The organism is Alloyangia pacifica (genome assembly GCF_020524285.1).
GTDB classification, from domain to species: Bacteria; Pseudomonadota; Alphaproteobacteria; order Rhodobacterales; family Rhodobacteraceae; genus Salipiger; species Salipiger pacificus_B.
Genome location: NZ_JAIVKX010000012.1, coordinates 83,138 through 106,968, shown reverse-complemented (window position 1 = coordinate 106,968; position 23,831 = coordinate 83,138). Strand labels below are relative to the sequence as shown.

Here is a 23,831-nt window from a genome sequence, read left to right as displayed (position 1 = left end):
AGGTGGAAAACCTACTCCATGTCGAGCAGTCTTTCCTGATACGTGGCTCGGGGGGGCTCCTCAATCTCGAACATCCGGAAAATTGCAAGCATTCGGGCTCATGGAAACGAACGTCATTTCACCGCACTACTTCACGGGCGGCAGCTTCACCTTGCAGTGTACTGGCGCATTCCACGGCAAATACCGACTGTAATCGATATCCTCGTCAAGGTTGTTCGTTCTCATCTCCGCGAGATCGTCAATCATCCAGGAAAAATAGCGGTACGTGTCCACTCGGTTCAGCTTGCAAGTTTCAACCAATGAGGACATCGCAGCCCACGTATGCCCCCCCCTCTTCACTGCCGATGAAGAGACTGCCCTTGCGCTGCAGGATAATCGGTTTGAACTGACGTTCAACTGGATTTGTATCGAGATCTATTCGTCCGTCTCTCAGGAAAAGCGTCAGAGAATCCCATCGCTCAAGCGTATAATTAATGGCCTTGCCAAGCCTGTCTTTTTGCAACGTGCGAGAAGACATGCCCCTCAATCTCGAATGAAGCTTCTGAACGACTGCCTGGGATCGTTCATTTCGGTATGTTAGTCTCGCAGCCGGTGTCTGGCCACGAAGAATGCTTTCAACATCAAAAAGCTCTGCCATCATTTCCACGACTTCATTTGGCAGGTTCGATTCCATTGTTTGCGCTGCCTTAATGAAGTTGCGCCGGGCATGCACCCAACATTCAACCGACACAATGTTCTCGACATCACTGCCGGGCTGGCCCAGGCGACCATAACCCGCATAGCCGTCGTGCTGTACGATCAACGACTTGCCACCAAGGATCCCGTGTATATGCGCCATCGACCGAGAGGTTCGATGGAAGAAAACCGTTGAACGCGGGGCATTGCCGCCAAATGAGCTATCGTCGCGATGAGCCGCATACATATAGGATTGCCCAGTCTTTCCTTCACCCGGGCGCAGTATTTTCAACACCGTCTCATCGAAGAAGATGCGGGAAGCATCATCCAGAGTGTGGCGTTGTAGTTCAGATGTTACGTGCCCAAGCTCGGCGGCAAGTCGGCCGATCTGCTTGCACATGGTCGCGCGATGATAGGTGGTGCCACTATGATTGAGCATGTTTTCAATCCGATACATGGGCATCCCCCACCCGTAGCGCATGGTCACCAAGTATGCCAGCATGCTTGATCCGCTGGTCACTCCAGGCATTAGCGTAGGCTTGTACAGAGTGCCGACGGTGACGTCGTCTTTTCGGCAGCGATAGCGAAGATACCTGCGTACTACGATATAAAACTTTGCGGGAATTACCTCCCGCTTCTCATCTGGATAAAAACTTCTAATTGTGCCGCCGCAGCCGCAGGGGCAGGGGCAGGGGCACGTTTTCGGGAAATCCATCGGAATTTCAATGCGTTCCAGGCCTTCCCAATTTTTCGCGCCACGGCCGTTTCTGTTACGTGGCCTGGGCGGCGGAGCGACTGAAAACTTCTTGATTTGCCCCGAAAAAGAAGGATTGCCTCCCTCGCTCTGGCCGTCAGTGCGCATAACTCCTTGACGTCTTTTTGCTTTCGTCGATTCAGATTTTGGGCTGTACTGTTCATGCAGCAATTCTACAGTGCGCGCCGCTTCATCCGCCACTTGGGTGGTCAGATCTTCGACTTGGCTCCTTGTGCGCTTGAGCTCCGAGCGCAATGTCTTGATCTCCGACGTTGCCTTGGAAAGCCTTGCTCTCAATTGGTCGTATTCGTTGTCGCGCTGACGATCCGCCCGCTCAATCACTTCCGAGAGCTCTTGAACATACCTGTCCTGGTGGACTGCGAGTTGGGCGCAGGCCGCTTGTATAGTATCCATCCCATCATCCCAGTGGCCAAACAAGGTCTTGGCTCAAAACCGCAAGCAAGACCCGAGTGTACATGCCCGTGGGGTGACGGGCATGAGGCTTGACTTCTTCGTGCGTGTCGGGAATAGATGAGGTGTCGCGCCGAGCGATTTTCCGAGGCCCTAGGGATTACCAGTCCCGGGGCCTCAACTCTTCCAGAGCCCTTGGTTTCTAGCTCATGTGCCTTCTCCGCTGTTGGCAGGGTAGCGGTCCGGGAAAAGCGCTTCCGGGCGAGTAGCCAATGCCTGCGCCAAGATCAGCTCTATGCGCGAGGATCTGCTTTTTCCAAGTGAAACCGCACTGACGGAAGAAACGCTAACCTCAGCGCGTCTCGCGATCTCCGCAAAGGTCAGGCCGCGCAGGGAAAGCTCGTATCGGATCCGAGCATGTCTTTCTCTATCTATGACCAAATCCAATGGATCGCCCTTCACCTTTGCGAATCACTTTAAGAAAGAAATGATGCACTGAATGGTGAAGATCAACAGTGAAGTTGACATGGGGCATTGACGGCTGTTTTTGAAACGCCGCCACTAATCTCCTAATCGGAATTTTTCGCAGAGGCAATATCGATTTTTTCGCAAGCTGTCATCCCGGCTGAAGCTGGTTATTTATAAGCGCTTCGCTCGAGAATGGAGTTATTTTTCGCAAGGCCTTAATTCCTTTTTTCGCAAGTCTTGCGGACGCCTGCTTGGCGTCAATTTCTTCTGCACCTTTTTTGACGTTGCCGGCCTGTAGCCCATTCAGGGTCGGCAGTTTCAAGGTCTTGGCTCGACTTGATCAGGCAAGGTGTATCTGTTCCTCGCGGCCAGGAGGCGCTAGACCTGAAATCAACTCGCGCGAAGAGAACGCGGGCGACTGGCGAAGGGCAGAACACGATGGCTATCAAGAAGAGCGATATCTACAGATCCCTGTGGGACAGCTGTGACCAGCTGCGGGGTGGCATGGATGCTTCCCTCTACAAAGATTACATCCTCACGCTTCTGTTCGTGAAGTACGTCTCTGACCGCGTGGGCAAGCCCGACGCGTTGATCGAGGTCCCCCAGGGCTGCTCTTTCGAGGACCTTAAGAAGCTTCGTGGCACCAAGGACATAGGCGAAGGTATCGACACGGCCATCGCGGGGATTGCCGAAGCCAATGACCTCAAGAACGTCATCGACCGTGCCTACTTTAACGATTCCGAGAAGTTCGGCCGTGGCGCCAAGATGGTCACGACGCTGACCGCGCTCATCAACATCTTCAGCCGGGAAGAGCTGAACTTCAGCCGCAACCGGGCCGATGGCGACGACATCCTGGGCGACGCCTATGAATACCTGATGCGCAACTTCGCGACCGAGTCCGGCAAGAGCAAGGGCCAGTTCTACACACCTGCGGAGGTTTCGCGTGTTGTCGCCGCCGTTGCGGGGGTCAATCGCGCCACGAGCCCGAAGCAGACCGTTTATGACCCCACCTGTGGCTCAGGATCTCTGCTCTTGAAGGCCGCTGACGCCGCCGACGTCGCGCTCACTATCTACGGCCAGGAATTCGACATCACCACCCGCGGCCTGGCCAAGATGAACATGATCATGCATGGGCGGGAGGATGCAGATGTCGCCCAGGGCGATGTCATCGCCGAGCCCCAGTTCAAGGCGTCTGAGACCGAACTTCTTACCTTCGACTTCGTCGTCGCCAACCCGCCCTTCTCGGCCAAGGCCTGGGGCTCTGGCCTGACCAGCGAGACCCGCTATGGCCGCTTTGACCTCGGAATGCCGCCCGAGAAGAACGGAGACTTCGCCTTCCTGCTCCACATCCTTGGTTCTATGAAGGCCACCGGTTCCGGCGCAGTCATCCTGCCCCACGGCGTGCTCTTCCGCGGCAACAAGGAGGCCGAGCTGCGCGAGAAGATCCTCAAGCGCGGCTACATCAAGGCGATCATCGGATTGCCCGCGAACCTCTTCTACGGCACCGGCATCCCGGCCTCGATCATCGTGCTCGACAAATCCCAAGCCCAGGCCGAGCGCCCCGTCTTCATGATCGACGCCTCGCGCGGCTTCATCAAGGACGGCAACAAGAACCGACTGCGTGAACGGGATATCCACAAGATCACCGACGCCTATACGCGCCAGGCCGAGATCGCGGGCTATTCGCGCCTCGTCCCCTATGCCGAGATCACGCGCAACGACTTCAACCTCAACATCCCGCGCTACATCGACGGCTCCGGCCCCGAGGACCTGCAGGACATCGAGGCGCACCTCAAGGGCGGCGTGCCGAACCGCGACATCGACGGGCTGGCCGCGTTCTGGGAGGTCATGCCCGGCATCCGCGCCACGCTCTTCGGGCCGAACCCGCGCCCGGGCTATTCCGATCCGCTGGTCGAGCCGGAGGAGGTGCGCTGCACCATCCGCGACCACGCCGAATTCACCGCCTTTCAGACCCGCGTCCATGGCATTCTCGATGGCTGGGCCGGGGCGAATGCGCCACGCATGGATGGCATCCAGGTCGGCGACAAGCCCAAGGAGCTGATCCACACCATCGCCGAGGACATGCTCGACCGCTTTGCCGACGCGCCCCTGATCGACCGCTACGAGGCGTATCAGCGGCTCATGTCCTACTGGGCCGAGACCATGCAGGACGATGTCTTCATCATCGCCCATGACGGCTGGGAGGCGGCCAGGGAACTGCGCGAGGCGCGCAAGGAGACCGACGACAAGGGCAAGGTCAAATGGCTGGAAGAGGCCGACCTGACCGTGAACAAGGTGCGCCTTGTGGCCGATGTCATTCCGCCCCGGCTGATCGTTGCGCGCTTCTTCCCGGAATTGCAGCAGGCCGTCGATGATGCTCAGGCCAAGGCCGAAGAGCTGGGCCGCGAGATCGAGGAACTGGTCGAGGAACACGGGGCCGAGGGCGGCCTGTTGGCGGACGCGCTGACCGAGGCGGGCAAGCTGACCGCGGCCTCCATCAGGGCGCGCCAGAAAACTGGCGAGGCCGAGCCGGAAGAGGCGAAGCTGCTGAAACAGGTGGCCAAGCTGATGACGGCCGAGACGGCAGCCAAGAAGGCCGCCAAGGAAGCCGAGGAAGCGCTGACCGAGGCCACGCTGAAGAAATACCCCGAGCTGACCGAGGAAGAGATTCGCTCCCTGGTCGTGGATGACAAATGGCTGACCGACATCGCCGATCTGATCGAGGCCGAGATCGAGGCGCGGACCGAGCAGATGACCGCCCGGGTGCGGGTACTGACGGAGCGGTATGGGCATACTCTGCCGGAGGTTGCCGCCTCCGTCGATGATATCGCAGGCAAAGTTGCAGAGCACCTGAAAGCAATGGGGTTCGAACAATGAACTCCTCTGCTGCGGCCACGAACCTACCCAATGGTTGGTCAAAAAGGCGCCTGTTTGACCTGTGCCAGTTTATCCCAGGAAAAGCCCACGAGCCTTTCATAGATCCGCTTGGCGAATTTATCTGTGTAAATTCGAAGTTCATTTCCACCGAGGGCGAAGTCGCAAAGACCTGCAACCAGAATATCACTCCGGCGCGAAGAGACGACGTTCTATTGGTGATGAGCGATCTACCCAATGGTCGTGCGCTGGCTAAGTGTTACTTGGTTGAACAAGACGAGCTTTATGCAGTGAACCAACGGGTTTGCATCCTGCGGCCCCGCCCAGGAGCTGACCCGAAGATGCTCTTCCACGTGCTAAACCGGAACCCCTACTTTCTGGCCTTCAATGATGGCGTGAACCAGACCCACCTTTTGAACTCGGTGTTTGAGAAGTGCGAGCTGGCCGTTCCGGATGAGGCAGAAGAGCAAACGCGTATCGGGTCGGCGCTTTCGGATGCGGATGCGCTGATCGAGGGGCTGGAGCGGCTGATCGCCAAGAAGCGGCTCATCAAGCAGGGCGCGATGCAGGACCTCCTGACCGCCAAGCGCCGCCTTCCAGGGTTCTCTGGGGAGTGGGTGGAGCGCAAGCTCGGGATGCTCCTCACCGTCCGACATGGGCGTTCCCAAAAGCAAGTTGAGGTCGTTTCAGGTCAATACCCCATTCTGGCGACCGGCGGTCAGATCGGCACAGCCAACAGCTATCTCTGGGACAAGCCCTCAGTTCTCATTGGACGAAAGGGAACAATTGACCGCCCGCAATTCGTCGAGTCGCCGTTCTGGACCGTAGACACGTTGTTCTACACCGATATCCAGCCGCCGAACGATCCGCGGTTTATATTCTATGTTTTCCAGAGGATTGATTGGCAGTCTTACAATGAAGCGTCCGGAGTTCCGAGCTTGAATGCCAAGACTATCGAGAACATCGATGTGTTCGTGCCCAGTCCAGACGAACAGATTGCGATCTCAGCGACACTGAAAGACATGGACGCCGAAATCCAAGCCCTCGACGCCCGTCTCGAAAAGGCGCGACAGGTGAAGGATGGCATGATGCAGAACCTTTTGACCGGACGGATCAGGCTGGTCTGACACCTTATTTGAACGAGTATTTTCCAGAACGGAGAGGTCCCCATGAGCAAGATCGGCGAGGCGGAACGCAAGGCCCAGAACCGGGTCATCGACCTGCTCTGCGGGGACAAATCCGGCACCCCCGGGGGCCTCGGATGGCACTACCTCGGCGACTGGCAAAAGCGCGAGGGCAACGCCAATATCGAGCCCTCGCTGCTACGCCCCTGGCTGGAGGCGCGGGGCTATGCGCCTGAGGTCATTACCCAGGCCATCACCCGCCTTGAACGAGAGGCGCGGATGGAAGGCACCAAGCTCTACGAGGCCAACCAGAGTTTCTACGACATGCTCCGCTACGGCGTGGCCATCGCCCCTGGCCCGGGCGAGGCCCCCGTCACCGTGCGCTTTGTCGACTGGGGCAATGCGGGCACCAACGACCTCGGCGTGGCTGAAGAGGTCTCGATCAAGGGCAAGGACGCCAAGGCCTGGAACAAGCGGCCCGATCTGGTGCTCTATGTCAACGGGATCGCGCTTGGCGTGGTGGAGCTGAAGAAGTCCACCGTGGGCGTGGGGACCGGCATCCGCCAGACGCTCGATAATCAACGGCCCGAGTTCATCCGCCATTTCTTCACCACGGTGCAGATCAACTTTGCGGGCAATGACAGCGAGGGCCTGCGCTACGCCCCGATCCAGACGCCGCAGCCCTATTGGCTGGCCTGGAAGGAAGAGAGCAAGATCTCGGCCCGGCTTGACCGCGATGTGACCCAGATGATGGCGCCGACGCGGTTCCTGGAGCTGATCCACGACTTCACCCTGTTCGACGCGGGCATCAAGAAGATCGCCCGCCCCAACCAGTACTTCGCCGTGAAGGCCGCGCAGGAACGCGTGGCAGCGCGCGAGGGCGGTATCATCTGGCAGACCCAGGGCTCGGGCAAGAGCCTGATCATGGTGATGCTGGCGCGCTGGATTCGGGAGGCGTTCCCGGACGGCCGCATCCTGGTGGTCACCGACCGCAAGGAGCTGGACAGCCAGATCGAGGACGTATTCGGCAATACCGGCGACAAGGTGCGGCGCGCGCGATCGGGCAACGACCTGATGGCCGCACTCGCCGATCCGACGGATCGGATCATCTGCTCCCTCGTCCACAAGTTCGGAAAGAAGGAAGAGGGGGAGCTTGAAAGCCTGATCTCCGATATCCAGAACGCCAACATCGGCGCACCCAAGGGCGAGTTCTTCGTCTTCATCGACGAGGCACACCGCACCCAGTCCGGCAAGCTGGCCAAGGCGATGCGCAAGGTGCTGCCCAAGGCCATGTTCATCGGCTTTACCGGCACGCCCCTGCTGCGGTCCGACAAGGGGACTTCGCTCGAAACCTTCGGCCCCTACATCGGCAAGCCTTATCGATTTGACGAGGCGGTCGAGGACGGCGTGGTGCTGGACCTGCGCTATGAGGCCCGCGACATCGACCAGAGGATCAGCGCGCCGGACAAGATCGACGCCTGGTTCGAAGCCAAGACGAAGGGGCTGACCCCGATCGCAAAGGCGACGCTCAAGCAACGATGGGGTACACTTCAACGTGTGCTGTCGAGCCGTGACCGGCTGGAGCAGATCGCCAACGATATCATTCTGGATATGGAGATGAAGCCGCGCCTGAACGCGGGCATGGGGAACGCCATGCTCGTTGCAGGCTCCATCCCCGAGGCATGCGAGCTCTTCGAGATATTCCGGAAGTCCGGATCAATCTTGGCCGACAAGTGCGCGATCGTCACCTCCTACAAACGCGCGGCACCGGAAATCACCGGTGAAGAAACCGGCATGGGCGAGACTGAGAAGCAGCGCGTCCACCGTGTTTATACCGATCTCCTCGGCGATACGTCGGAGGAAGAGTACGAGGAGGAGGCGCTACGGCTGTTCAAGAAAGAGCCGGGGCGGATGAAGCTGCTGATCGTGGTGAGCCGGCTGTTGACCGGCTTTGACGCGCCGACGGCGACCTATATCTACATCGACAAACAGATGCGGGATCATGGGCTGTTTCAGGCGATCTGCCGGGTGAACCGTCTGGACGGCGACGATAAGGATTTCGGCTATATCGTCGACTACAAGGATCTGTTCCGGAACATCGAGAGCGCGGTGGATGACTATACGTCCGAGGCGTTCGATGCCTTCGATAAGGAGGATGTCGAGGGCCTGATCACGGATCGTGCCGAGCAGGCCGATACGGATCTGCGGACGGCGCGCGATGCTTGGCTGGGGCTTCTCGACGCGGTCGAGCAGCCCAAGGGCGATGAAGAGCTCTTCGCGTATTTCTCCAGTCCCGAAGGCATCGAAAGCGATCCGGACGCGGAAGAGAAAGCTCGCCGCCGCCAAGCGCTCTACAAGTTGGCGGGGCGCTATGCGCGTGCCTACACGAACGTCGCCGCCGAACCGGACGGATCGGACTTCAACGAGCTGGAGCTGGCGGAAATGCGCAAGGAGGTCGAGCATGCCATCGGCATCCGTGATGCCGTGCGGCTCCACAGCGGCGATGCCGTTGACATGAAGCTCTACGAGCCGGCCATGCGCCACCTGATCGACAATTACATCAGGGCCGACGACTCTCAGGTCATCTCTCACCTGGATGACATCAGCCTGATTGATCTGGTCGAGAGCAAAGGGGCCAAAGCCGAGGATGATCTTCCGGCGCCGTCCAAGGGGAAGCGTGAGAATGTTGCCGAGGCGATCGAGAACAACGTCAGGAAGCTGATCATCGACGAGACACCCGTGAACCCTAAGTTCTACGAGAAGATGTCGGAGCTGCTGACTGACTTGGTGGCGCAGCGCCGGAGCGGCGCGATCGAGTACGCCGAGTATTTGGAGAAGATCGCGGAGCTGGTAAGGGCCGCGAAATCCGGGCATGGCAATACCTATCCTGAGAGCATGAAATCGCCCGGGCAGAAGGCGTTGTTCGACAACCTGGGACAAGATGAGGCCCTAGCGCGCCGGGTCGACCAGGCTGTACGGGCGACCGCCCCCCACGGGTGGCGCGGTCATACGATGAAAGAAAAGAAAGTCAGACGCTGCCTGGAAGCTGAGATTTCGGATCCCGACACTGTGGATACGCTACTGCAGATACTGAAGAACCATGGTGAATACTGAACACCACATCATCGGAGGAACGCCGGTCGAGGTCCGCTGGAAGGCGATCAAGAACCTCCATGTCGGTGTCTATCCGCCTGACGGCCAGGTCAGAGTTGCGGCCCCGCTGAGCGTCAGTCTCGATGCGGTCAAGCTGGCTGTACTCTCGAGGATGGATTGGGTTCGCCGCAAGCAGGCCCGTTTCCTCGCTCAGGAGCGCCAGACGCAACGGAAGTACGTCTCCGGCGAAACACACTTCGTTTTCGGCCGGCCTCTTCGACTGGATGTGATCCATTGGGATAAGAAGGTCCACCGGATCGAACTCATCGGCAGTGACCGGCTCCGCTATTCGGTGCCGGCAGACACAACGCCTGCAGTACGCAGGCGATGGCTGGAGAATTGGTACAAGGCTCGCCTAAGGGAGCACGTGGCTCCACGGCTCGAGCATTGGTCATCGCACTTAGGCGTTGCAACCGAAACCTGGGGCATCCGACCAATGAAAACGAAATGGGGCAGCTGCAATCCGGACAAGAAAATCGTCTGGCTTAATCTCGAGCTCGCCAAGAAACCCGTTCGGGCGATTGAGTACGTACTGCTGCATGAGCTCGCCCACCTGATATCGCCGCGCCATGATGAGCGTTTCATCAAGGTCCTTGACGACAATATGCCGAAGTGGCGCAGCATACGCGACGAGCTCAATCAGTATCCGCTTGCCGCGTGGGAAGATCTGCAGACACTGGCTCAGTGATGTCGTCGCTCGGCCTGTCGGTGGCGCGCGATTTTTCCAGGGCCTGCCGCCGCAGCTCCATTCCCCGTTCCACAAATCGCCGAACACGTTCCGGATCTGGTTCGTCATCTCGTATCGAAGAGCGGTAGGCGATGGTGACATGGATGGCGCCAACGATGCATGCGCCGATACCAAACACGACGAAGATGATCTCGAATTCAGTCACGAAGCCGCCTCCCTGGTGTGATGAGCGCGTGAAATCGGTTCAATGCAACGTGGGGTGACATTCGAGATCAGCTGCCCTCTGCAACACCCGTGCCGCAGTTCTCAGACTCGGTTGGCTTGCCTGGCCCGCACGCTTGAAAGCTTCGACCGCAGCGTCCAAGGCCACGTCGCTGGTGCCCTGCCTGCGCCCTTCGCGCCAGATGAACATGACCAGTTCGTCAGTCGTTAACGCTCGTAGGGATATCGGTGGGCATCTGCTCAGAAGCGGCTCGGGCAACGCGTGGTAGTTGTTGGATGTCAGGACCCAGATGACCCAGCTCATGTCGAACTTGACCTGATAGAATGGGCAACTCCAGCTTCGTGCGGTCAAGGGCTCCAACAGGGGTAGCAGCGCCTCCGACAGTCCGAATGCGCGGCCTGACATGGAGGTCGCAGTCCCAGACTTCTCGACCTCATCGACGACCATGACCGGATTGCCGACATGTTCCATAAGGATCGTGGAAATGAGACGCCCGGGGCCGGCGCTTCCCCATCCACGCTGGGATCCGACGACACCGAATGAAGCATTTTCATTCGTTGCCTCGATAACGGTCGTGGGTACGGTCAAGAGGCGACCAAGGCGCCGCGCCCAAAAGCTCTTGCCGATCCCGGGAGGGCCATCGAGCAGGATGGGCGGCAGGCGAAGACCGATGGAGCCTTCTCTCACCGACCTGCGCATGGCCTTCCAGACCTGTTCGGTCGCGGGCCCCATCCAGGGCATTTCATCGTGAAGTGCCGCCGCGATTTCATCCGCTTGGTGTTCGGTCTTCAACGTCGCAAGCCGAACGCCGCCTGCCAAGGCGGTCAATCGCTCGCGCTCATCCCTCTGCAAATGGCCCATCCCTGACGCTTCCTGGCGCCGTGAAATAAGCTTCTTGACGCGTTTTTGGATCCTGCTCTTCTCGAGATGGGTTATCCTCACCTCATGCAGTTCCTGATTGTCGACTCCAAGCAGTTCGACTTCATGCGCCGGCTGGCCGACCAGGCCACTTCGCAATAGCCGTAGGTGCTTGATGAAGCGCTTTTCGAGGTAGTCCGCGGTCTGCTCGACGGGAAAGATCTTGCACTGAATGAATGGGATCGTCGCCATCTCACTCGACCTCCGCGGTTGTTTTGTTGAAAATGGAAGGGTGGTGATAGGCGGCCGAGACGACGCGACGCCAGTCGATCCCTTCAAAGAGAGCTTCAAACTGTGCCTTCGTCAGGGTTATCGTCCCGTCGGAAAGTTTGGGCCAAACGAAGCCCGCGCCTTCGATACGCTTGTAGATCAGCACGAGGCCAGTGCCGTCCCACATCAGAACCTTGATCTTGTCGCGTCCCTTAGAGCGGAAGACGAAGAACGCACCGGAGAAGGGATCGAGTTCGAAATTGGTCATGACGTAATTGGCCAAGCCATCCATCCCCTTCCGGAAGTCGACAGGTTGAGTGGCCAGATAGATACGATAGCTGCTGGACGGCGAGATCACTGAGACTGCCCCGCAACACGGATCAGCTTCAGAAGGTCTGCTTCGTCAATGGACAACGGAAACTGGAGGCAAATCCCGCCCATGTACAGATGAGCGGAGCTTGCTGAGCCAATACCTGCAGCGGGTGTTTGGATGGCTGCCGGAGCGAAGGCCGGTTCGACTGATACCTGTGCAAAGGCTGGCCCATCGACGGAGATCTTTTCGCCTCGCTCTCGCCTATCAGCGACCCACCATTTTCTAACCAGGCATTCATGGGCATCCAGCTCGGCGGCGACATCTCCGGGCGACACGCCATCTTCCCGAAGGCGCCTTGTCGCCTCGCGTTTGAGCTCGCTCGGCCAAATCCTCTTGCCCGACGGGGAGGTCCGGATCTTGAACCCCCAGACTTCACGTTCCGCCATAGTCGCCTCCGATCGTAGTTCGGATGCAGACTAGCGGACGAGAGGTGGTCAGGTTTAGAGGGCAATCAGGGGGTCAGATGCAACGCTTACCTTCCTTCACGCCCTCGACCCGGTGGACCACAAAAAAAGGGGGGCCGAAGCCCAGCCCTTTGCATTTCGTGTTGCAGGAAAAAACTTGGGTTTGCCAGATTTTGGCCAACCTTACCCTCGATAGCCGCAATATGTGGTTTTTTCCGAGGGAGAAAGTATGCTCGCGCCCGCGATTATTTCTTCGCCAGCACTTCAGCGCAGATTGCCGCTTCCGAAATACGGAATCGACATCAACTTCTGTCGCAACCCGCAATGCGAACTCTTCGCGGAGCCGCCTGATCCATACATAAGACAAGGACGACCTCCCGCAAAAGTCAAGCGGAATCAACCCCGTGGCGAAGTCATCGGCTCCGACAACGACAAGACCTTCAAGTGCGGGGTCTGCGGCCAATCGTCGATCATCAAGAACAACGGAGCGGTCGTCGAAGAGTATCGCCGGTTGCGCGGCCGCTTCCGGGCGGAGCTGCCTCCGCCGGATTTTTGCCGGAATGAAGTTTGCGGCAACCATCAAAAGTCGCTCGCCCAGAATCCCGGCCTATACCGGAAATACGGTCGCACTGGGACGGGAACGCAGCGCTACATCTGCAAGGCTTGCCTGAAGACCTTCACGGTCGGGTCTCGCATCCGAAAGCAGCACCGCAGCAGCTCGAACCGCGATGTGCTGTGGATGATCACCAATGGGATGCCAATCTCCAAGATCAGCGATTTCACCGGCCTCTGCCCGCGGGATGTCTATCGCAAGATCGACTTCATCTACGACCGCGTCGTCGACCACACCGCCCGGCGTGAAGGCTCCTTCGCATCGGTGGATTGGAACAAGGTGGGGCGGCGCTTCGCGACGGATTCCCAGACGCTACACCTCAACTGGCCGAACAAGAAAACACGGGCGCAGATAGCGGTGCAGCACCTCTGCACGGCCCACGCCAATACTGGATACATCATGGCCGCCCATCTCGGCCTGGACCCGAGCGTGGATCTCCCGGACATCGAGGCGCGAATGACTGCGGCCGGGGATTTCACCTTGCCCCGCGCGTTTCGGAGCCAAGCCCGGGTCTGGTCGGAAACCGAATTCAAAGCGTATCTCGACAAGATCACCAGAGGCGTTCAGCTTCACCCGCTGGAAGCCCGGATGTGGATCTCGATCTGCAACTGCCGCACCGAGGCTCCCTGTTGCGCCAAGACATCGCACAGCTCGCCCACGCGTTTCTCCTGCGCCACTTTCTCGGGAAAGGAGGCGAGCGGTTCGTCTTCGTGCTGGACGCCGATCCAGGCTTGGCGCTGTCCTTCGTCTCGGCATTCGCGAAATGGGTGAAACAGAAGCGCGCCGATGTCATCGTCGTGCAGTTCAACAAGCACAAGTCCAATGACGAGCGGAATATGCTGGTCGGCGACGGAAAGGCGGCGCTCGAACTTGCGACCGGGATCACCCAGGCGAACTGGGCCAAGCTGGAGGTGAAGGAGAAACTCCAACGCACCGACATGGCCATCGAGGGCCTTCTTTGCGGGCATCTGCTTGGTGAGCCCTTCGCTTGGCCCTTCCACACCAAAAGCGAGCCGCACCGCCGTATCCGCATCCTGACGGATCGACTGGAAATGGCACCGGATCGGCGAGCCCGTCTGATGCGCCTCGCGACGCTTCGAAGCGTCGATGCCTACTTCCACAAGGTGCGATCGAATATCCGCTTCGCCGCACGGCCTGCTCATACGCCCAGCGGAAACGGCCGCACCTGGGATCGACATTACCTCTACAATCCGGAGACGATGGTGAAGATCATCGAGATCTACCGTTTCGTGCACAACTGGATCGGCTCATCGAAGACGAAAGAAACGCCGGCGATGAAGCTCGGCCTCGCCCGAGGCAAGATGCGTCTCAGCGAGTTCTTCGAGTAGAAAATGGAACAGCCGCCGATCCCTCGGCGGCTGCAACACGAAATGCAAAGGGCTGGGGCCGAAGCCCCCCTCTTGCATTCCTGCCGACCGGCTCAGCCGCCGAAGTCGTCGAGCATGATGTCCTCTCGGTCCACGCCCAGATCCAGCAGCATGTTGATCACCGACTGGTTCATGATGGGCGGGCCGCACATGTAGAACTCGCAGTCCTCGGGCGCCGGGTGGTTCTTCAGATACTCTTCGTAGAGCACGTTGTGGATGAAGCCGGTGTAGCCCTTCCACTCGTCCTCGGGCAGCGCGTCCGACAGGGCCACGTGCCATTCGAAGTTGTCGAACTCCTTGGCCAGCTCGTCGAAATCCTCGACGAAGAACATCTCGCGCTTCGAGCGCGCGCCGTACCAGAAGGAGATCTTCCGGTCGCGGTTCTCGAGCCGCTTGAGCTGGTCGAAGATGTGCGAGCGCATCGGGGCCATGCCCGCGCCGCCGCCGATGAAGACCATTTCCTTCTTCGTGTCGCGGGCGAAGAATTCGCCGAACGGACCCGAGATGGTGACCTTGTCGCCGGGCTTGAGGTTGAAGATGTACGAGGACATCTGACCAGCCGGAATGCCGGTGGAGCCCGGCGGCGGCGAGGCCACCCGGACGTTGAGCATGATGATGCCCTTCTCATCCGGGTAGTTCGCCATCGAGTAGGCCCGCTCGATCGGCTCTTCGACCGTCGACTCGTACTGCCAGAGATTGAACTTGTCCCAGTCGCTCCGGTACTCCTCGGCGACGTCGAAGTCCTTGTACGAGAGCTTGTGCGCGGGGGCCTCGATCTGGATGTAGCCACCGGCGCGGAAGTTCACGTCCTCGCCTTCCGGCAGCTTGAGAACCAGCGCCTTGATGAAGGTTGCGACGTTCTCGTTGGAAATGACCTCGCATTCCCACTTCTTCACGCCGAAGACCTCTTCGGGGACCTCGATCTCCATGTCCTGCTTGACCGCGACCTGGCAGGACAGGCGGTCGCCGCAGGCGGCTTCCCGCTTGGTGATGTGGCTCTCTTCGGTCGGCAGGATCGACCCGCCGCCCGAATGCACCCGCACCCGGCACTGCGCGCAGGTGCCGCCGCCGCCGCAGGCGGAGGGCACGAAGAGCTTCTGGCCGGCAAGGGTCTGCAGCAGCTTGCCGCCGGCCGGGACCGAGATGGTCTTTTCGCCGTTGATGGTGATGTTGACGTTGCCCGTCGACACCAGACGCGAGCGGGCAACCAGGATGACGGTTACCAGCGCGATCACGATCAGGGTGAAGAGGATGACGCCGAGGCTGAAAGTTTCCATGAGTTCCTAGTCCTCCTGCCTCAGAGTTTCACGCCGCTGAAGGACATGAAGGCCATGGCCATCAGACCCGCGGTGATGAAGGTGATGCCGAGACCCTGAAGCCCGTCGGGAATGTCCGAGTACTTCAGCTTCTCGCGCACACCGGCCATCGCGGTGATCGCCAGTGCCCAGCCGAAGCCGGACGAGACGCCGTAGGTGAGGCTTTCGGCAAAGTCGTAGTTCCGTTCCACCATGAACAGCGAGCCACCGAGGATGGCGCAGTTCACCGTGATCAGCGGCAGGTAGACACCGAGCGCGTTGTAGAGCGGCGGGAAGTACTTATCGAGCACCATCTCGAGGATCTGCACCAGTGCGGCAATCACCCCGATATAGGAGATCAGGCCGAGGAAGGTCAGGTCGATGTCGGGAAAGCCGGCCCAGGCCAGCGCGCCCGGCGCGAGAAGATAGTCGAGGATCAGGTTGTTGGCGGGCACGGTGATCGCCTGCACGACCATCACCGAGACGCCGAGACCAATGGCGGTCGAGATCTTCTTCGACACGGCGATGAAGGTACACATCCCCAGGAAGAAGGACAGGGCGAGGTTCTCGACGAAGACCGCCTTGACCGCGAGAGAGATGAGACCTTCCATCAGTGCGCCTCCACGCTCTGGATCTTGTATTCACGCTCTTCGACCTGGCCCGGCTTCCAGGCACGGATCGCCCAGATCAGCAGGCCGATCACGAAGAAGGCCGAGGGCGGCAGCAGCAGCAGGCCGTTCGGGACGTACCAGCCGCCGTTGTTGACCGTCTCCAGGATGGTGATGCCGAACAGCGAGCCCGAGCCGAAGAGCTCGCGGATCACGCCGACGACCATCAGGATCAGCCCGTAACCGAGACCGTTGCCGACACCGTCGACGAAGCTGGCCACCGGCGGGTTGCTCATGGCGAAGGCTTCGGCGCGGCCCATCACGATGCAGTTGGTGATGATCAGGCCGACGAAGACCGACAGTGTCTTGGAGATATCGTAGGCATAGGCCTTGAGCACCTGGTCGACGAGGATCACGAGGCTGGCGATGATCACCATCTGCACGATGATCCGGATCGAGCTGGGGATCTGGTTGCGCAGCATCGAGATGAACATCGACGAGAAGGCGGTCACCAGCGTCACGGCGATCGCCATCACCAGGGCCACCTTCAGCGAGGAGGTCACGGCGAGGGCCGAACAGATGCCCAGCACCTGCAGGGTGATCGGGTTGTTGTCGATCAGCGGATCGACGAGCTGCGATTTGCGGGTCTGGGCCATCAGATCTCTCCTGCCTTAAGCCGCTCGAGGAACGGGCCGTAGCCCTGTTCACCCATCCAGAAGCGGACAAGGTTGTCGACACCGCGCGAGGTCAGGGTCGCCCCGGCCAGCGCGTCGATATAGTAGTCCTGGCCGGCGGGCGGCGGCTGCTTGGCGACGGTGATCTGCAGCGTGCCGTCTTCGTCACGCAGCTTCTTGCCGTTCCAGAGCGCCTTCCAGCGCGGGTTGTCGACCTCGGCGCCGAGGCCGGGGGTCTCGCCCTGCTGGTAGAACTGCAGGCCATAGATGTCGTTGCCGTTCTCTTCCAGCGCGATGAAGCCGTAGAGCGTCGACCACAGGCCGTAGCCCTCGATCGGCAGCACCACCTTGTCGATCGCACCCGCGTCATCGCGCAGGATGTAAACCATCTGGAAGATCTGCTGCGTGCCGCCAAGGCCCGCCGGGTCCTCGTCGAGCGCGCGCACAAGCGCCGGATCGCCCGAGGTCGCCAGTTCCTCGAAGGTGTCGATCTCATACTGGTCGGTGAACTCGCCGGTCGCCAGCTCGAGCACATGCGGCTCGAAGTCGCTGAAGGCCTCGGCGATGTTCATGCCCGGCTCGTAGACGCCGGCAACTTCCAGAACGTTGCGCTGCTTGTCGCGCAGGCGGTTGTTCTCCTGCACCGGGCGCAGCGAGACCGCGGCGGCCGACACGATCATCGACGCCACAAGGCACAGCACCACGGCCACGGTCACCGTCTTGACGGTGGAATCCGGCGGCATGTCCAGGAAACGGCGGATCATGCCCTTGTTCGCATTGGTGTCAGACATTGCGCTTGGCCCTCCGTTTGATGTTGGCCTGGACGACGAAGTAGTCGATCAGCGGCGCGAACACGTTGCCGAAGAGGATCGCAAGCATCATGCCTTCGGGGAAGGCCGGGTTGATGACACGGATCATCACAACCATGAAACCGATCAGCGCGCCGTAAATGTAGCGACCGACGTTGGTGTGCGAGGCGGAAACGGGCTCGGTCACCATGAACACCAGGCCGAAGGCGTAGCCGCCGACCACCAGGTGCCAGTACCAGGGCATGGCGAACATCGGGTTGGTGTCGGAGCCGATGATGTTCAGCAGCAGCGAGAAGCCGATCATGCCGCCAAGGCAGCCGGCGATCAGGCGCCAGTTGGCGATCTTCGTGGCCAACAGGAAGGCGAGTCCCAGAAGACAGGCTATGGTCGAGGTCTCGCCGAAGGAGCCCTGGATCGTGCCGACGAAGGCGTCCATCCAGCTGATGCCATGCGCGGGCAGCGAGGCGACGCCGTCGCTGGCGCTGACCGAAAGCGCGGTTGCGCCCGAGAACCCGTCGACCGGGGTCCAGACACGGTCACCGGACATCTGCGCCGGGTAGGCGAAGTAGAGGAACGCCCGCCCGACCAGCGCCGGGTTGAGGAAGTTCTTGCCGGTGCCGCCGAAGACTTCCTTGCCGATCACCACGCCGAAGATGATGCCGAGCGCGACCTGCCAGAGCGGGGCCGAAGCGGGCATGATCAGCGTGTAGAGCATCGAGGTCACGAGGAAGCCCTCGTTCACCTCGTGGCCGCGGACCACGGCGAAGATCACTTCGAAGATGCCGCCCGCGATCAGCGTCACGATGTAGATCGGCAGGAAATACAGCAGCCCGTGCAGGATGTTCGCCAGCGGGTTGGCCGGGTTGAAGCCGATGCCGAGCGCGTCGATGATCGCCGCGCGCCAGCCCGATGCGCCGTACTCGGCGATCGCCATGTTGGTCTGCAGGCCGGTGTTGTACATGCCGAAGAGGATGCAGGGGATCGTCGCGATGACCACGTAGGTCATGATCCGCTTCATATCGATGTACGAGCGGGCATGGGGCGCGACGGTGGTCACCGTCTTCGGGGTGTAGATGAAGCTCTCCACCATCTCATAGACGGGGAAGTACTTCTCGAAACGGCCGCCCTTCAGGAATTGCGGCTCGATCCGATCAAAGAAATTGCGCAGACCCAAGGTCTTACCCCTCCTTCTCGATCTTGCTGAGGCTGTCGCGAAGGGCGATGCCGTATTCGTATTTGGCCGGGCAGGCGAAGCCCACGAGCCCAAGGTCTTCCTCGTCCAGCTCAAGCGCACCCAGCGCCTGCGCCTGGTCGGTGTCCATCACCAGCAGCGCGCGCAGCAGCTGCGTCGGCAGGAAGTCCTGCGGCATCAGCTCCTCGAAGGTGCCGATCGGCACCATGGCGCGGCGGCCGCCGTTGAGGTTCGAGGTCAGCGCGTAGAGCTTCTTGGTGAAGGCAGAGCCGAGCACCGGCTGCACCGCGAATTTCGACCCCATCGGGCGAATCCAGCCCATCGGGATCTGTTTCTGGTCTTCCTCGATCAACGTGATCTGGCGGGCATAGCGGCCCAGGAAGGCATCGGGCCCCGCGCCCATGCGACCGCTGAGGATCGAGCCGGAAATTACGCGCACCGGCGCGGTGCCGTTCAGGTCCTCGGCGCAGAGCTCCAGCATCGAAGCCCCTGCAAGGGTGCGCACCAGCCGCGGACGGCCGCACATCGGGCCGGACAGGGCGATGATGCGCGACCCGTCGAGACGGCCGGTCTCGAGCAGTTTCCCGATGGCGATCACGTCATGGTAGCCGATGGTCCAGACGGTCTTGGAGGCCGACGGCGGCTCGAGGAAATGCATGTGGGTGCCGGCAAGGCCCGCCGGATGCGGCCCCGAGAAGCCCGCGGCGGTGATCCCCGGCAGATCTACGCCGGGAACCGTCGCGCCGATTTCCTGGCACAGGTAGACGTTGCCCTCGGTCAACAGCGGCAGCGCCTGCAGACCACGTGCGAAGGCATCGGCGTCCTCGGCGATGATGGTCGCGGCATCGCCGCTGAGCGGCTCGCTGTCCATCGCGGTGACGTAGATCGCGGCGGGTTTCGCATCGGCGCTCGGCACCTTCGAGTAGGGGCGCGTGCGGAACGACGTCCAAAGGCCGGCGGCGCAGAGCTTCTGGGTCAGGCCCTCGGCCGTCGTGGCGTCCCCGACCGACGAGAAGTCCACCGGCTCGGCAGCGCTCGGATCGACCTCGATCTCGACCGAAATCAGCACCCGGCGGGCGCCGCGGTTGATCGCCTTGATTCGGCCTGAAACCGGTGCGGTGACCTGAACCTCGGGGGTGTCTTTATGGGCCAGAATCGGCGCTCCGGCGGCGATGACATCGCCCTCCTGAACCGCGAGTCTCGGCTTCAAACCGATGTAATCCTGCCCCAGAACTGCAACGGTCCGGACCGCTGCACCGTCTTCGATTCCGCCTACGGGTGTCCCCAGCACCGGGACATCGAGACCTTTTCTCAACGTATATTGCTGCACGTCGCTTCGTCCTGTCCATTTTCCGGCAGCCTTATGCGCCGCAACGCCGCAGTTTGGAAGAGTTTGACGAGAAAGTTTCCAATTTAATGTTGAATCACCCGCCAAAACGGCTCAGAAGCCCTTTGTCTCATCGTCGACCCTACAGCTTCTTGCGGAGATACCGGATGAACCCTCTTACCTTTTCTCGCCGTAGCTTCCTTGTGATGCCTTTCGCTCTGGCAGCGTGCAAGAAAGGGTGGTCCGTTCTGGAACTCACCGGGCTGACCATGGGCACGAGCTACTCGATCGCCGCGATCGACCACAGCAACAAGATCGAGAAGGCCGAGCTGCAGAAGGCCGTGGACGCCAGCCTAGCACAGGTCAACGCGCAGATGTCCAACTGGGATTCCAGCTCGGAGATTTCGCGCTTCAACGCCGCTGGCGCCACCGATCATTTCGCCGTCTCGCCCGAGGTTGCGCATGTGATGACCGCCGCGCACGAAATCAACGCCGCCACCGACGGCGCCTTCGACGTCACCGTCGGCCCGCTGATCGACCTCTGGGGATTCGGCGCCGGCAAGACCCGCAGCGACATGCCCTCCGAGGCAGAGATCGCGCAGGCTCTGGCCTGCTGCGGCCAGTCGCAGTCGGTGAACGTCGGCAACGGCGCGCTGCAGAAGATGCGCCCCGAGGCAGAGGTGTACCTCTCGGCCATCGGCAAGGGCTTCGGCATCGACCAGGTCGCGCGCACCCTCGCCAGCTTCGGCATCACCGATTACATGGTCGAGGTCGGCGGCGATCTCTACACCGCGGGCAAGAACCCCGATGGCCAGCCCTGGCACATCGGCATCGAGACGCCCGAAGCCTTCAACCGCGGCGTGCAGCAGGTCGTGGCCGTCTCCGACATGGGCATGGCGACCTCGGGCGACTACCGCAACTACTTCGACTTCGAAGGCAAGCGTTACTCGCACATCATCGACGCCACCACCGGCCGCCCGGTGACCCACAACACCGCCTCGGTGACCGTGATGGCCGAGAACACCATGCTGGCCGACGCCTGGGCGACCGCCCTGCTGGTGCTGGGCCGCGAGCGCGGTCTCGAGATCGCAAATCAGCGTGATATGGCCGCTCTGTTCATTGATCGCTCGGGCAAAGCGGGCGACAAGGGCTTCGAGATCACCGCCAGCGATCGCTTCACCGCGCTGCAGGCCTGATCGCCAACCGCCGCAACCGCTGAGAGAGGGACGCCATGTCGACCTTCATTCTTGCTTTCGGACTTCTGATGATCGTGATGCTGGGCATGGCGCTCGGCGTCATTCTCAACGGACGCACGATCAAGGGCAGCTGCGGCGGACTCAACGCGATCGCGGGCGCAGACCGCTGCGTGGTCTGCAAGCAGGAGGTCGACCCCGACAGCCCGCTGCGCGACCGCCTGCACTGCCCCAAGGCCCGCAAGATGCTCGAGGACATGGAGCGCGAGGAACGCGCGGCGACCTGAGCGGCACGCCTCATTCGACTACGAAACGCCGGCCCAAGGGCCGGCGTTTTCGCTTTTTCACGGAGAGGTTTTCGCAGCGGGCGCCGGGCAAGCGACGGCCCGTGGGTTGGCGCTGCAACGACTGGGGTCGGCACTTTATCTCGGTCAGGCCCGGACGAACTCGGAACGGCATGCAGACGACCCATAGCGCCAGCCCGTCGGGACGGGCAGCCGCTTGCCCGGCGGCTTCGCCTTGAGTCCGGGCAGCCTCAGCCCCCGGTCAGCGGCGTCAGCCCGAGCACCAGCAGCACCACAGCCGCGATCAGCCCGAACACCCAGAGCTGCCAGCGCGGGCCTTCGGCCTTCCACACGCTGCGGTAGCGGTAACCGGCAAGGCACGCAATCACGAAGAGCACCGTGGCGCTGGCGGGAGTCAGCGTAAGCTCGGGCAAGATTCAGACCTCTCGGCTGGAATTCGTTTACTCGTGCGCTGATTGCACTAACCTGAAAGAGGTTCAAGGGAGGGTAACGCCATGCCAGCTTCATACAAACCTCATACCCGCGACGACGACGAACACGAGAAGACCCACAGCCAGACAGTCGAAACCAACCTTTCGGCAGCCGAGGCGACCGTGCGCCACGTGATGGACGGCAAGAGCGGCGATCTCTTCTGGATCCAGCCGCAGGAGACCATCGGCACGGCCGTCGAGGTGCTGCGCGACCAGCGCATCGGCGCGCTGCTGGTCAAGGATCCGCAGGGCGAGCTGGTCGGCATCCTGTCCGAGCGCGACATCGTTCGCCGACTCGCCGACACGCCGGGCCGCACCCTGCCGCAGACGGTGGCCGAGCTGATGACCTCGGAGCTCGAGACCTGCACCCCCGACGAGACGCTGGTGCGCATCCTGCGGCGGATGACCGACGGGCGCTTCCGCCACATGCCGGTGCTCGAGGACGGCCGGCTGGTCGGGCTGATCTCGATCGGCGACGTGGTGAACTACCGGCTCACCGCGCTGGAATACGAAGCGCTGAAGCTCAAGCAGCTGATTGTCGGCTGAGCGCCGACTCCGGCTCGCAAGAAAAAGGCCCGGCAAAAGCCGGGCCTTTGAGGTTACTCCGCACGGGTGGTGTCAGCTCGCGGGTACCACGCCCGCCTGATCGCGCCGCGCCGCGCGCTGCGAGATGAAGGCGCAGACCAGAAGCTGGCTCATGTGGTAGATCATCACCGGCAGCACGATGGCCCCGACCTGGTCGGGCGCGAAGAGCGCCGTCGCGATCGGCAGCCCCGAGGCCAGACTCTTGGTCGAGCCGCAGTAGAACAGCACCGCGCGGTCCGGGTAGGGCAGTCCGAAAAGCTTGCCCGACCCCGCCATCAGAAGCATCGTGATGGCCAGGAACAGCAGCACGACGAGCCCCAGGATCAGCAGGCTCGCGGCGGGAATCTGCAGCCAGAGCCCCGAGACCGTGCCCGCGCTGAAGGCCGAGTAGACGATCAGCAGGATCGAGCCGCGGTCGACCACCATGGTCAGCACCTTGTGCTTCTTCACGAAGGCCCCGACCCAGCGCCGCACCAGCTGGCCCAGAACGAAGGGCAGCAGGATCTGCGTACCGATCTTCAGCACCGCGTCGAAGCTCACCCCGCCGTCGCCCTGGTGCAGCAGCAGCGCGACCAGCGCCGGGGTCAGCACCACGCCGACGATGTTCGACAGCGAGGCGGCGCAGATCGCCGCGGGCACGTTGCCGCCGGCGATCGAGGTGAAGGCGATCGACGACTGCACGGTCGAGGGCAGCACCGCCAGGAACAGCAGCCCCAGCGTGATCGTCGGGCCGAGCGCCCCGCCGAAGACCGCCGCCAGCGCCAGGCCGATCAGCGGGAACATCACGTAGGTGGCGGCAAAGCTCAGCCCCTGCAGGCGCCAGTTCAGCAGCCCCGCGCGCACCGAGCTCGGATCGAGCTTGGCCCCGTAGAGAAAGAACAGCAGCGCAACCGCCCAGAAGGTCACATGCTTGAGCCCGACCGCGGCGATACCCTGCGCCGGCAGCAGCAGGCCGAGGCACACCGTCGCCAGAAGCAGCAGCATGTAGGTGTCGATGCCGATGCGTTTGAGAAACTTCATCCCGTCTCCTGTCGTTTCCTCTCCGGCGCATGCGCCGCTCGCTGTTCGCGGCAGAGGCGCGTGGGGATTTCACGCCT

Annotated in this window: 25 protein-coding genes; 9 read left to right on the top strand and 16 right to left on the bottom strand. The window is 61.2% G+C overall.

Annotation, left to right across the window (positions count from 1 at the left end):
• Positions 1 to 126: 126 nt before the first annotated feature.
• The 4 genes from LC039_RS27070 to LC039_RS17350 all read right to left on the bottom strand — a co-directional run bounded on the left by LC039_RS27070 (position 127) and on the right by LC039_RS17350 (position 2,630).
• Positions 127 to 309 (bottom strand): transposase domain-containing protein, encoded by a 183-nt coding sequence (locus LC039_RS27070; RefSeq protein ID WP_413463847.1) that lies wholly within the window; start codon positions 307 to 309, stop codon positions 127 to 129.
• On the bottom strand, positions 293 to 1,843 hold the full coding sequence (tnpC, locus tag LC039_RS17360) for an IS66 family transposase (protein ID WP_226626820.1): 1,551 nt from the start codon (positions 1,841 to 1,843) through the stop codon (positions 293 to 295). The genes LC039_RS27070 and tnpC overlap by 17 nt, the downstream gene beginning before the upstream one ends.
• Positions 1,844 to 2,047: 204 nt before the next feature.
• Positions 2,048 to 2,302 carry a helix-turn-helix domain-containing protein gene (locus tag LC039_RS17355; protein ID WP_226626818.1) on the bottom strand — a complete coding sequence of 85 codons (255 nt, stop codon included), beginning with the start codon at positions 2,300 to 2,302 and terminating at the stop codon, positions 2,048 to 2,050.
• A gap of 154 nt (positions 2,303 to 2,456) precedes the next feature.
• Positions 2,457 to 2,630 carry a hypothetical protein gene (locus tag LC039_RS17350; protein ID WP_226626815.1) on the bottom strand — a complete coding sequence of 58 codons (174 nt, stop codon included), beginning with the start codon at positions 2,628 to 2,630 and terminating at the stop codon, positions 2,457 to 2,459.
• A 116-nt stretch (positions 2,631 to 2,746) separates the two neighbouring features.
• Here LC039_RS17350 and LC039_RS17345 point away from each other — a divergent pair, with 116 nt between their 5' ends.
• The 4 genes from LC039_RS17345 to LC039_RS17330 are packed head-to-tail and all read left to right on the top strand — an operon-like array spanning position 2,747 to position 10,147.
• A complete protein-coding gene (locus tag LC039_RS17345; RefSeq protein ID WP_226626813.1) occupies positions 2,747 to 5,185 on the top strand; it encodes a type I restriction-modification system subunit M in 2,439 nt (812 codons plus the stop codon).
• On the top strand, positions 5,182 to 6,309 hold the full coding sequence (locus tag LC039_RS17340; RefSeq protein ID WP_226626810.1) for a restriction endonuclease subunit S: 1,128 nt from the start codon (positions 5,182 to 5,184) through the stop codon (positions 6,307 to 6,309). The genes LC039_RS17345 and LC039_RS17340 overlap by 4 nt, the downstream gene beginning before the upstream one ends.
• A gap of 42 nt (positions 6,310 to 6,351) precedes the next feature.
• On the top strand, positions 6,352 to 9,420 hold the full coding sequence (locus LC039_RS17335) for a type I restriction endonuclease subunit R (RefSeq protein ID WP_226626807.1): 3,069 nt from the start codon (positions 6,352 to 6,354) through the stop codon (positions 9,418 to 9,420).
• Positions 9,407 to 10,147, top strand: a complete 741-nt coding sequence (locus tag LC039_RS17330; RefSeq protein ID WP_226626805.1) for a M48 family metallopeptidase — start codon at positions 9,407 to 9,409, stop codon at positions 10,145 to 10,147. The genes LC039_RS17335 and LC039_RS17330 overlap by 14 nt, the downstream gene beginning before the upstream one ends.
• Here LC039_RS17330 and LC039_RS17325 read toward each other — a convergent pair.
• Genes LC039_RS17325 through LC039_RS17310 form a run of 4 tightly spaced genes read right to left on the bottom strand, consistent with a single transcriptional unit; the run spans position 10,095 to position 12,257 of the window.
• A complete protein-coding gene (locus LC039_RS17325) occupies positions 10,095 to 10,352 on the bottom strand; it encodes a hypothetical protein (protein WP_226626804.1) in 258 nt (85 codons plus the stop codon). The genes LC039_RS17330 and LC039_RS17325 overlap by 53 nt on opposite strands.
• Positions 10,353 to 10,391: 39 nt before the next feature.
• The gene (locus tag LC039_RS17320; protein WP_226626803.1) at positions 10,392 to 11,480 is read right to left on the bottom strand and encodes an AAA family ATPase; all 1,089 of its coding nucleotides are present in this window, start codon (positions 11,478 to 11,480) and stop codon (positions 10,392 to 10,394) included.
• A gap of 1 nt (position 11,481) precedes the next feature.
• Positions 11,482 to 11,856 (bottom strand): IS66 family insertion sequence element accessory protein TnpB, encoded by a 375-nt coding sequence (gene tnpB, locus LC039_RS17315; RefSeq protein ID WP_226626801.1) that lies wholly within the window; start codon positions 11,854 to 11,856, stop codon positions 11,482 to 11,484.
• The gene (locus tag LC039_RS17310; protein WP_226626799.1) at positions 11,853 to 12,257 is read right to left on the bottom strand and encodes a hypothetical protein; all 405 of its coding nucleotides are present in this window, start codon (positions 12,255 to 12,257) and stop codon (positions 11,853 to 11,855) included. The genes tnpB and LC039_RS17310 overlap by 4 nt, the downstream gene beginning before the upstream one ends.
• A 247-nt stretch (positions 12,258 to 12,504) precedes the next feature.
• Here LC039_RS17310 and LC039_RS17305 point away from each other — a divergent pair, with 247 nt between their 5' ends.
• Positions 12,505 to 13,659: a hypothetical protein gene (locus LC039_RS17305; RefSeq protein WP_226626797.1), complete on the top strand. Its 1,155-nt coding sequence runs from the start codon at positions 12,505 to 12,507 to the stop codon at positions 13,657 to 13,659.
• On the top strand, positions 13,599 to 14,237 hold the full coding sequence (locus tag LC039_RS17300; protein ID WP_226626796.1) for a hypothetical protein: 639 nt from the start codon (positions 13,599 to 13,601) through the stop codon (positions 14,235 to 14,237). Before LC039_RS17305 ends, LC039_RS17300 begins: the two co-directional genes overlap by 61 nt.
• Positions 14,238 to 14,329: 92 nt before the next feature.
• On the opposite strand, the gene nqrF is transcribed toward LC039_RS17300, so the two are convergent.
• The 6 genes from nqrF to LC039_RS17270 are packed head-to-tail and all read right to left on the bottom strand — an operon-like array spanning position 14,330 to position 20,184.
• Positions 14,330 to 15,553 carry an NADH:ubiquinone reductase (Na(+)-transporting) subunit F gene (gene nqrF / locus LC039_RS17295; protein WP_226626792.1) on the bottom strand — a complete coding sequence of 408 codons (1,224 nt, stop codon included), beginning with the start codon at positions 15,551 to 15,553 and terminating at the stop codon, positions 14,330 to 14,332.
• Between the two features lie 20 nt (positions 15,554 to 15,573).
• Positions 15,574 to 16,182 (bottom strand): NADH:ubiquinone reductase (Na(+)-transporting) subunit E, encoded by a 609-nt coding sequence (gene nqrE, locus LC039_RS17290; protein WP_226626790.1) that lies wholly within the window; start codon positions 16,180 to 16,182, stop codon positions 15,574 to 15,576.
• Complete coding sequence (locus LC039_RS17285; RefSeq protein ID WP_226626787.1) at positions 16,182 to 16,835, bottom strand: NADH:ubiquinone reductase (Na(+)-transporting) subunit D; 654 nt, start codon at positions 16,833 to 16,835, stop codon at positions 16,182 to 16,184. The genes nqrE and LC039_RS17285 overlap by 1 nt, the downstream gene beginning before the upstream one ends.
• On the bottom strand, positions 16,835 to 17,644 hold the full coding sequence (locus tag LC039_RS17280) for a Na(+)-translocating NADH-quinone reductase subunit C (RefSeq protein ID WP_226626785.1): 810 nt from the start codon (positions 17,642 to 17,644) through the stop codon (positions 16,835 to 16,837). The genes LC039_RS17285 and LC039_RS17280 overlap by 1 nt, the downstream gene beginning before the upstream one ends.
• Positions 17,637 to 18,836 carry an NADH:ubiquinone reductase (Na(+)-transporting) subunit B gene (locus LC039_RS17275; RefSeq protein ID WP_226626783.1) on the bottom strand — a complete coding sequence of 400 codons (1,200 nt, stop codon included), beginning with the start codon at positions 18,834 to 18,836 and terminating at the stop codon, positions 17,637 to 17,639. Before LC039_RS17275 ends, LC039_RS17280 begins: the two co-directional genes overlap by 8 nt.
• Positions 18,837 to 18,840: 4 nt before the next feature.
• Positions 18,841 to 20,184, bottom strand: a complete 1,344-nt coding sequence (locus tag LC039_RS17270) for a Na(+)-translocating NADH-quinone reductase subunit A (RefSeq protein WP_226626782.1) — start codon at positions 20,182 to 20,184, stop codon at positions 18,841 to 18,843.
• Positions 20,185 to 20,387: 203 nt separating this feature from the next.
• On the opposite strand from LC039_RS17270, the gene LC039_RS17265 reads away from it, so the two are divergent.
• Both LC039_RS17265 and nqrM read left to right on the top strand, forming a co-directional pair.
• The gene (locus tag LC039_RS17265; protein ID WP_226626780.1) at positions 20,388 to 21,377 is read left to right on the top strand and encodes an FAD:protein FMN transferase; all 990 of its coding nucleotides are present in this window, start codon (positions 20,388 to 20,390) and stop codon (positions 21,375 to 21,377) included.
• Between the two features lie 35 nt (positions 21,378 to 21,412).
• Complete coding sequence (gene nqrM, locus LC039_RS17260) at positions 21,413 to 21,661, top strand: (Na+)-NQR maturation NqrM (RefSeq protein ID WP_092423003.1); 249 nt, start codon at positions 21,413 to 21,415, stop codon at positions 21,659 to 21,661.
• 248 nt (positions 21,662 to 21,909) lie between these two features.
• Here the strand turns inward: nqrM and LC039_RS17255 are convergent, their stop codons facing one another.
• Positions 21,910 to 22,092, bottom strand: a complete 183-nt coding sequence (locus tag LC039_RS17255; protein ID WP_092423001.1) for a hypothetical protein — start codon at positions 22,090 to 22,092, stop codon at positions 21,910 to 21,912.
• A gap of 81 nt (positions 22,093 to 22,173) precedes the next feature.
• On the opposite strand from LC039_RS17255, the gene LC039_RS17250 reads away from it, so the two are divergent.
• Positions 22,174 to 22,695 carry a CBS domain-containing protein gene (locus LC039_RS17250; RefSeq protein ID WP_226626778.1) on the top strand — a complete coding sequence of 174 codons (522 nt, stop codon included), beginning with the start codon at positions 22,174 to 22,176 and terminating at the stop codon, positions 22,693 to 22,695.
• A 72-nt stretch (positions 22,696 to 22,767) separates the two neighbouring features.
• Here the strand turns inward: LC039_RS17250 and LC039_RS17245 are convergent, their stop codons facing one another.
• The gene (locus LC039_RS17245) at positions 22,768 to 23,754 is read right to left on the bottom strand and encodes a bile acid:sodium symporter family protein (protein ID WP_226626776.1); all 987 of its coding nucleotides are present in this window, start codon (positions 23,752 to 23,754) and stop codon (positions 22,768 to 22,770) included.
• Positions 23,755 to 23,831: the final 77 nt, after the last annotated feature.

Coding starts and splice junctions, on each gene's coding strand:
- LC039_RS17340 (WP_226626810.1), top strand. CDS start 5,182: ATGAACTCCTCTGCTGCGGCCACGAACCTACCCAATGGTTGGTCAAAA.
- LC039_RS17265 (WP_226626780.1), top strand. CDS start 20,388: ATGCCTTTCGCTCTGGCAGCGTGCAAGAAAGGGTGGTCCGTTCTGGAA.
- nqrE (WP_226626790.1), bottom strand. CDS start 16,182: ATGGAAGGTCTCATCTCTCTCGCGGTCAAGGCGGTCTTCGTCGAGAAC.
- LC039_RS17330 (WP_226626805.1), top strand. CDS start 9,407: ATGGTGAATACTGAACACCACATCATCGGAGGAACGCCGGTCGAGGTC.
- LC039_RS27070 (WP_413463847.1), bottom strand. CDS start 309: ATGTCCTCATTGGTTGAAACTTGCAAGCTGAACCGAGTGGACACGTAC.
- tnpC (WP_226626820.1), bottom strand. CDS start 1,843: ATGGATACTATACAAGCGGCCTGCGCCCAACTCGCAGTCCACCAGGAC.
- LC039_RS17245 (WP_226626776.1), bottom strand. CDS start 23,754: ATGAAGTTTCTCAAACGCATCGGCATCGACACCTACATGCTGCTGCTT.
- nqrF (WP_226626792.1), bottom strand. CDS start 15,553: ATGGAAACTTTCAGCCTCGGCGTCATCCTCTTCACCCTGATCGTGATC.
- nqrM (WP_092423003.1), top strand. CDS start 21,413: ATGTCGACCTTCATTCTTGCTTTCGGACTTCTGATGATCGTGATGCTG.
- LC039_RS17280 (WP_226626785.1), bottom strand. CDS start 17,644: ATGTCTGACACCAATGCGAACAAGGGCATGATCCGCCGTTTCCTGGAC.
- LC039_RS17310 (WP_226626799.1), bottom strand. CDS start 12,257: ATGGCGGAACGTGAAGTCTGGGGGTTCAAGATCCGGACCTCCCCGTCG.
- LC039_RS17320 (WP_226626803.1), bottom strand. CDS start 11,480: ATGGCGACGATCCCATTCATTCAGTGCAAGATCTTTCCCGTCGAGCAG.
- LC039_RS17285 (WP_226626787.1), bottom strand. CDS start 16,835: ATGGCCCAGACCCGCAAATCGCAGCTCGTCGATCCGCTGATCGACAAC.
- LC039_RS17305 (WP_226626797.1), top strand. CDS start 12,505: ATGCTCGCGCCCGCGATTATTTCTTCGCCAGCACTTCAGCGCAGATTG.
- LC039_RS17250 (WP_226626778.1), top strand. CDS start 22,174: ATGCCAGCTTCATACAAACCTCATACCCGCGACGACGACGAACACGAG.
- LC039_RS17335 (WP_226626807.1), top strand. CDS start 6,352: ATGAGCAAGATCGGCGAGGCGGAACGCAAGGCCCAGAACCGGGTCATC.
- LC039_RS17345 (WP_226626813.1), top strand. CDS start 2,747: ATGGCTATCAAGAAGAGCGATATCTACAGATCCCTGTGGGACAGCTGT.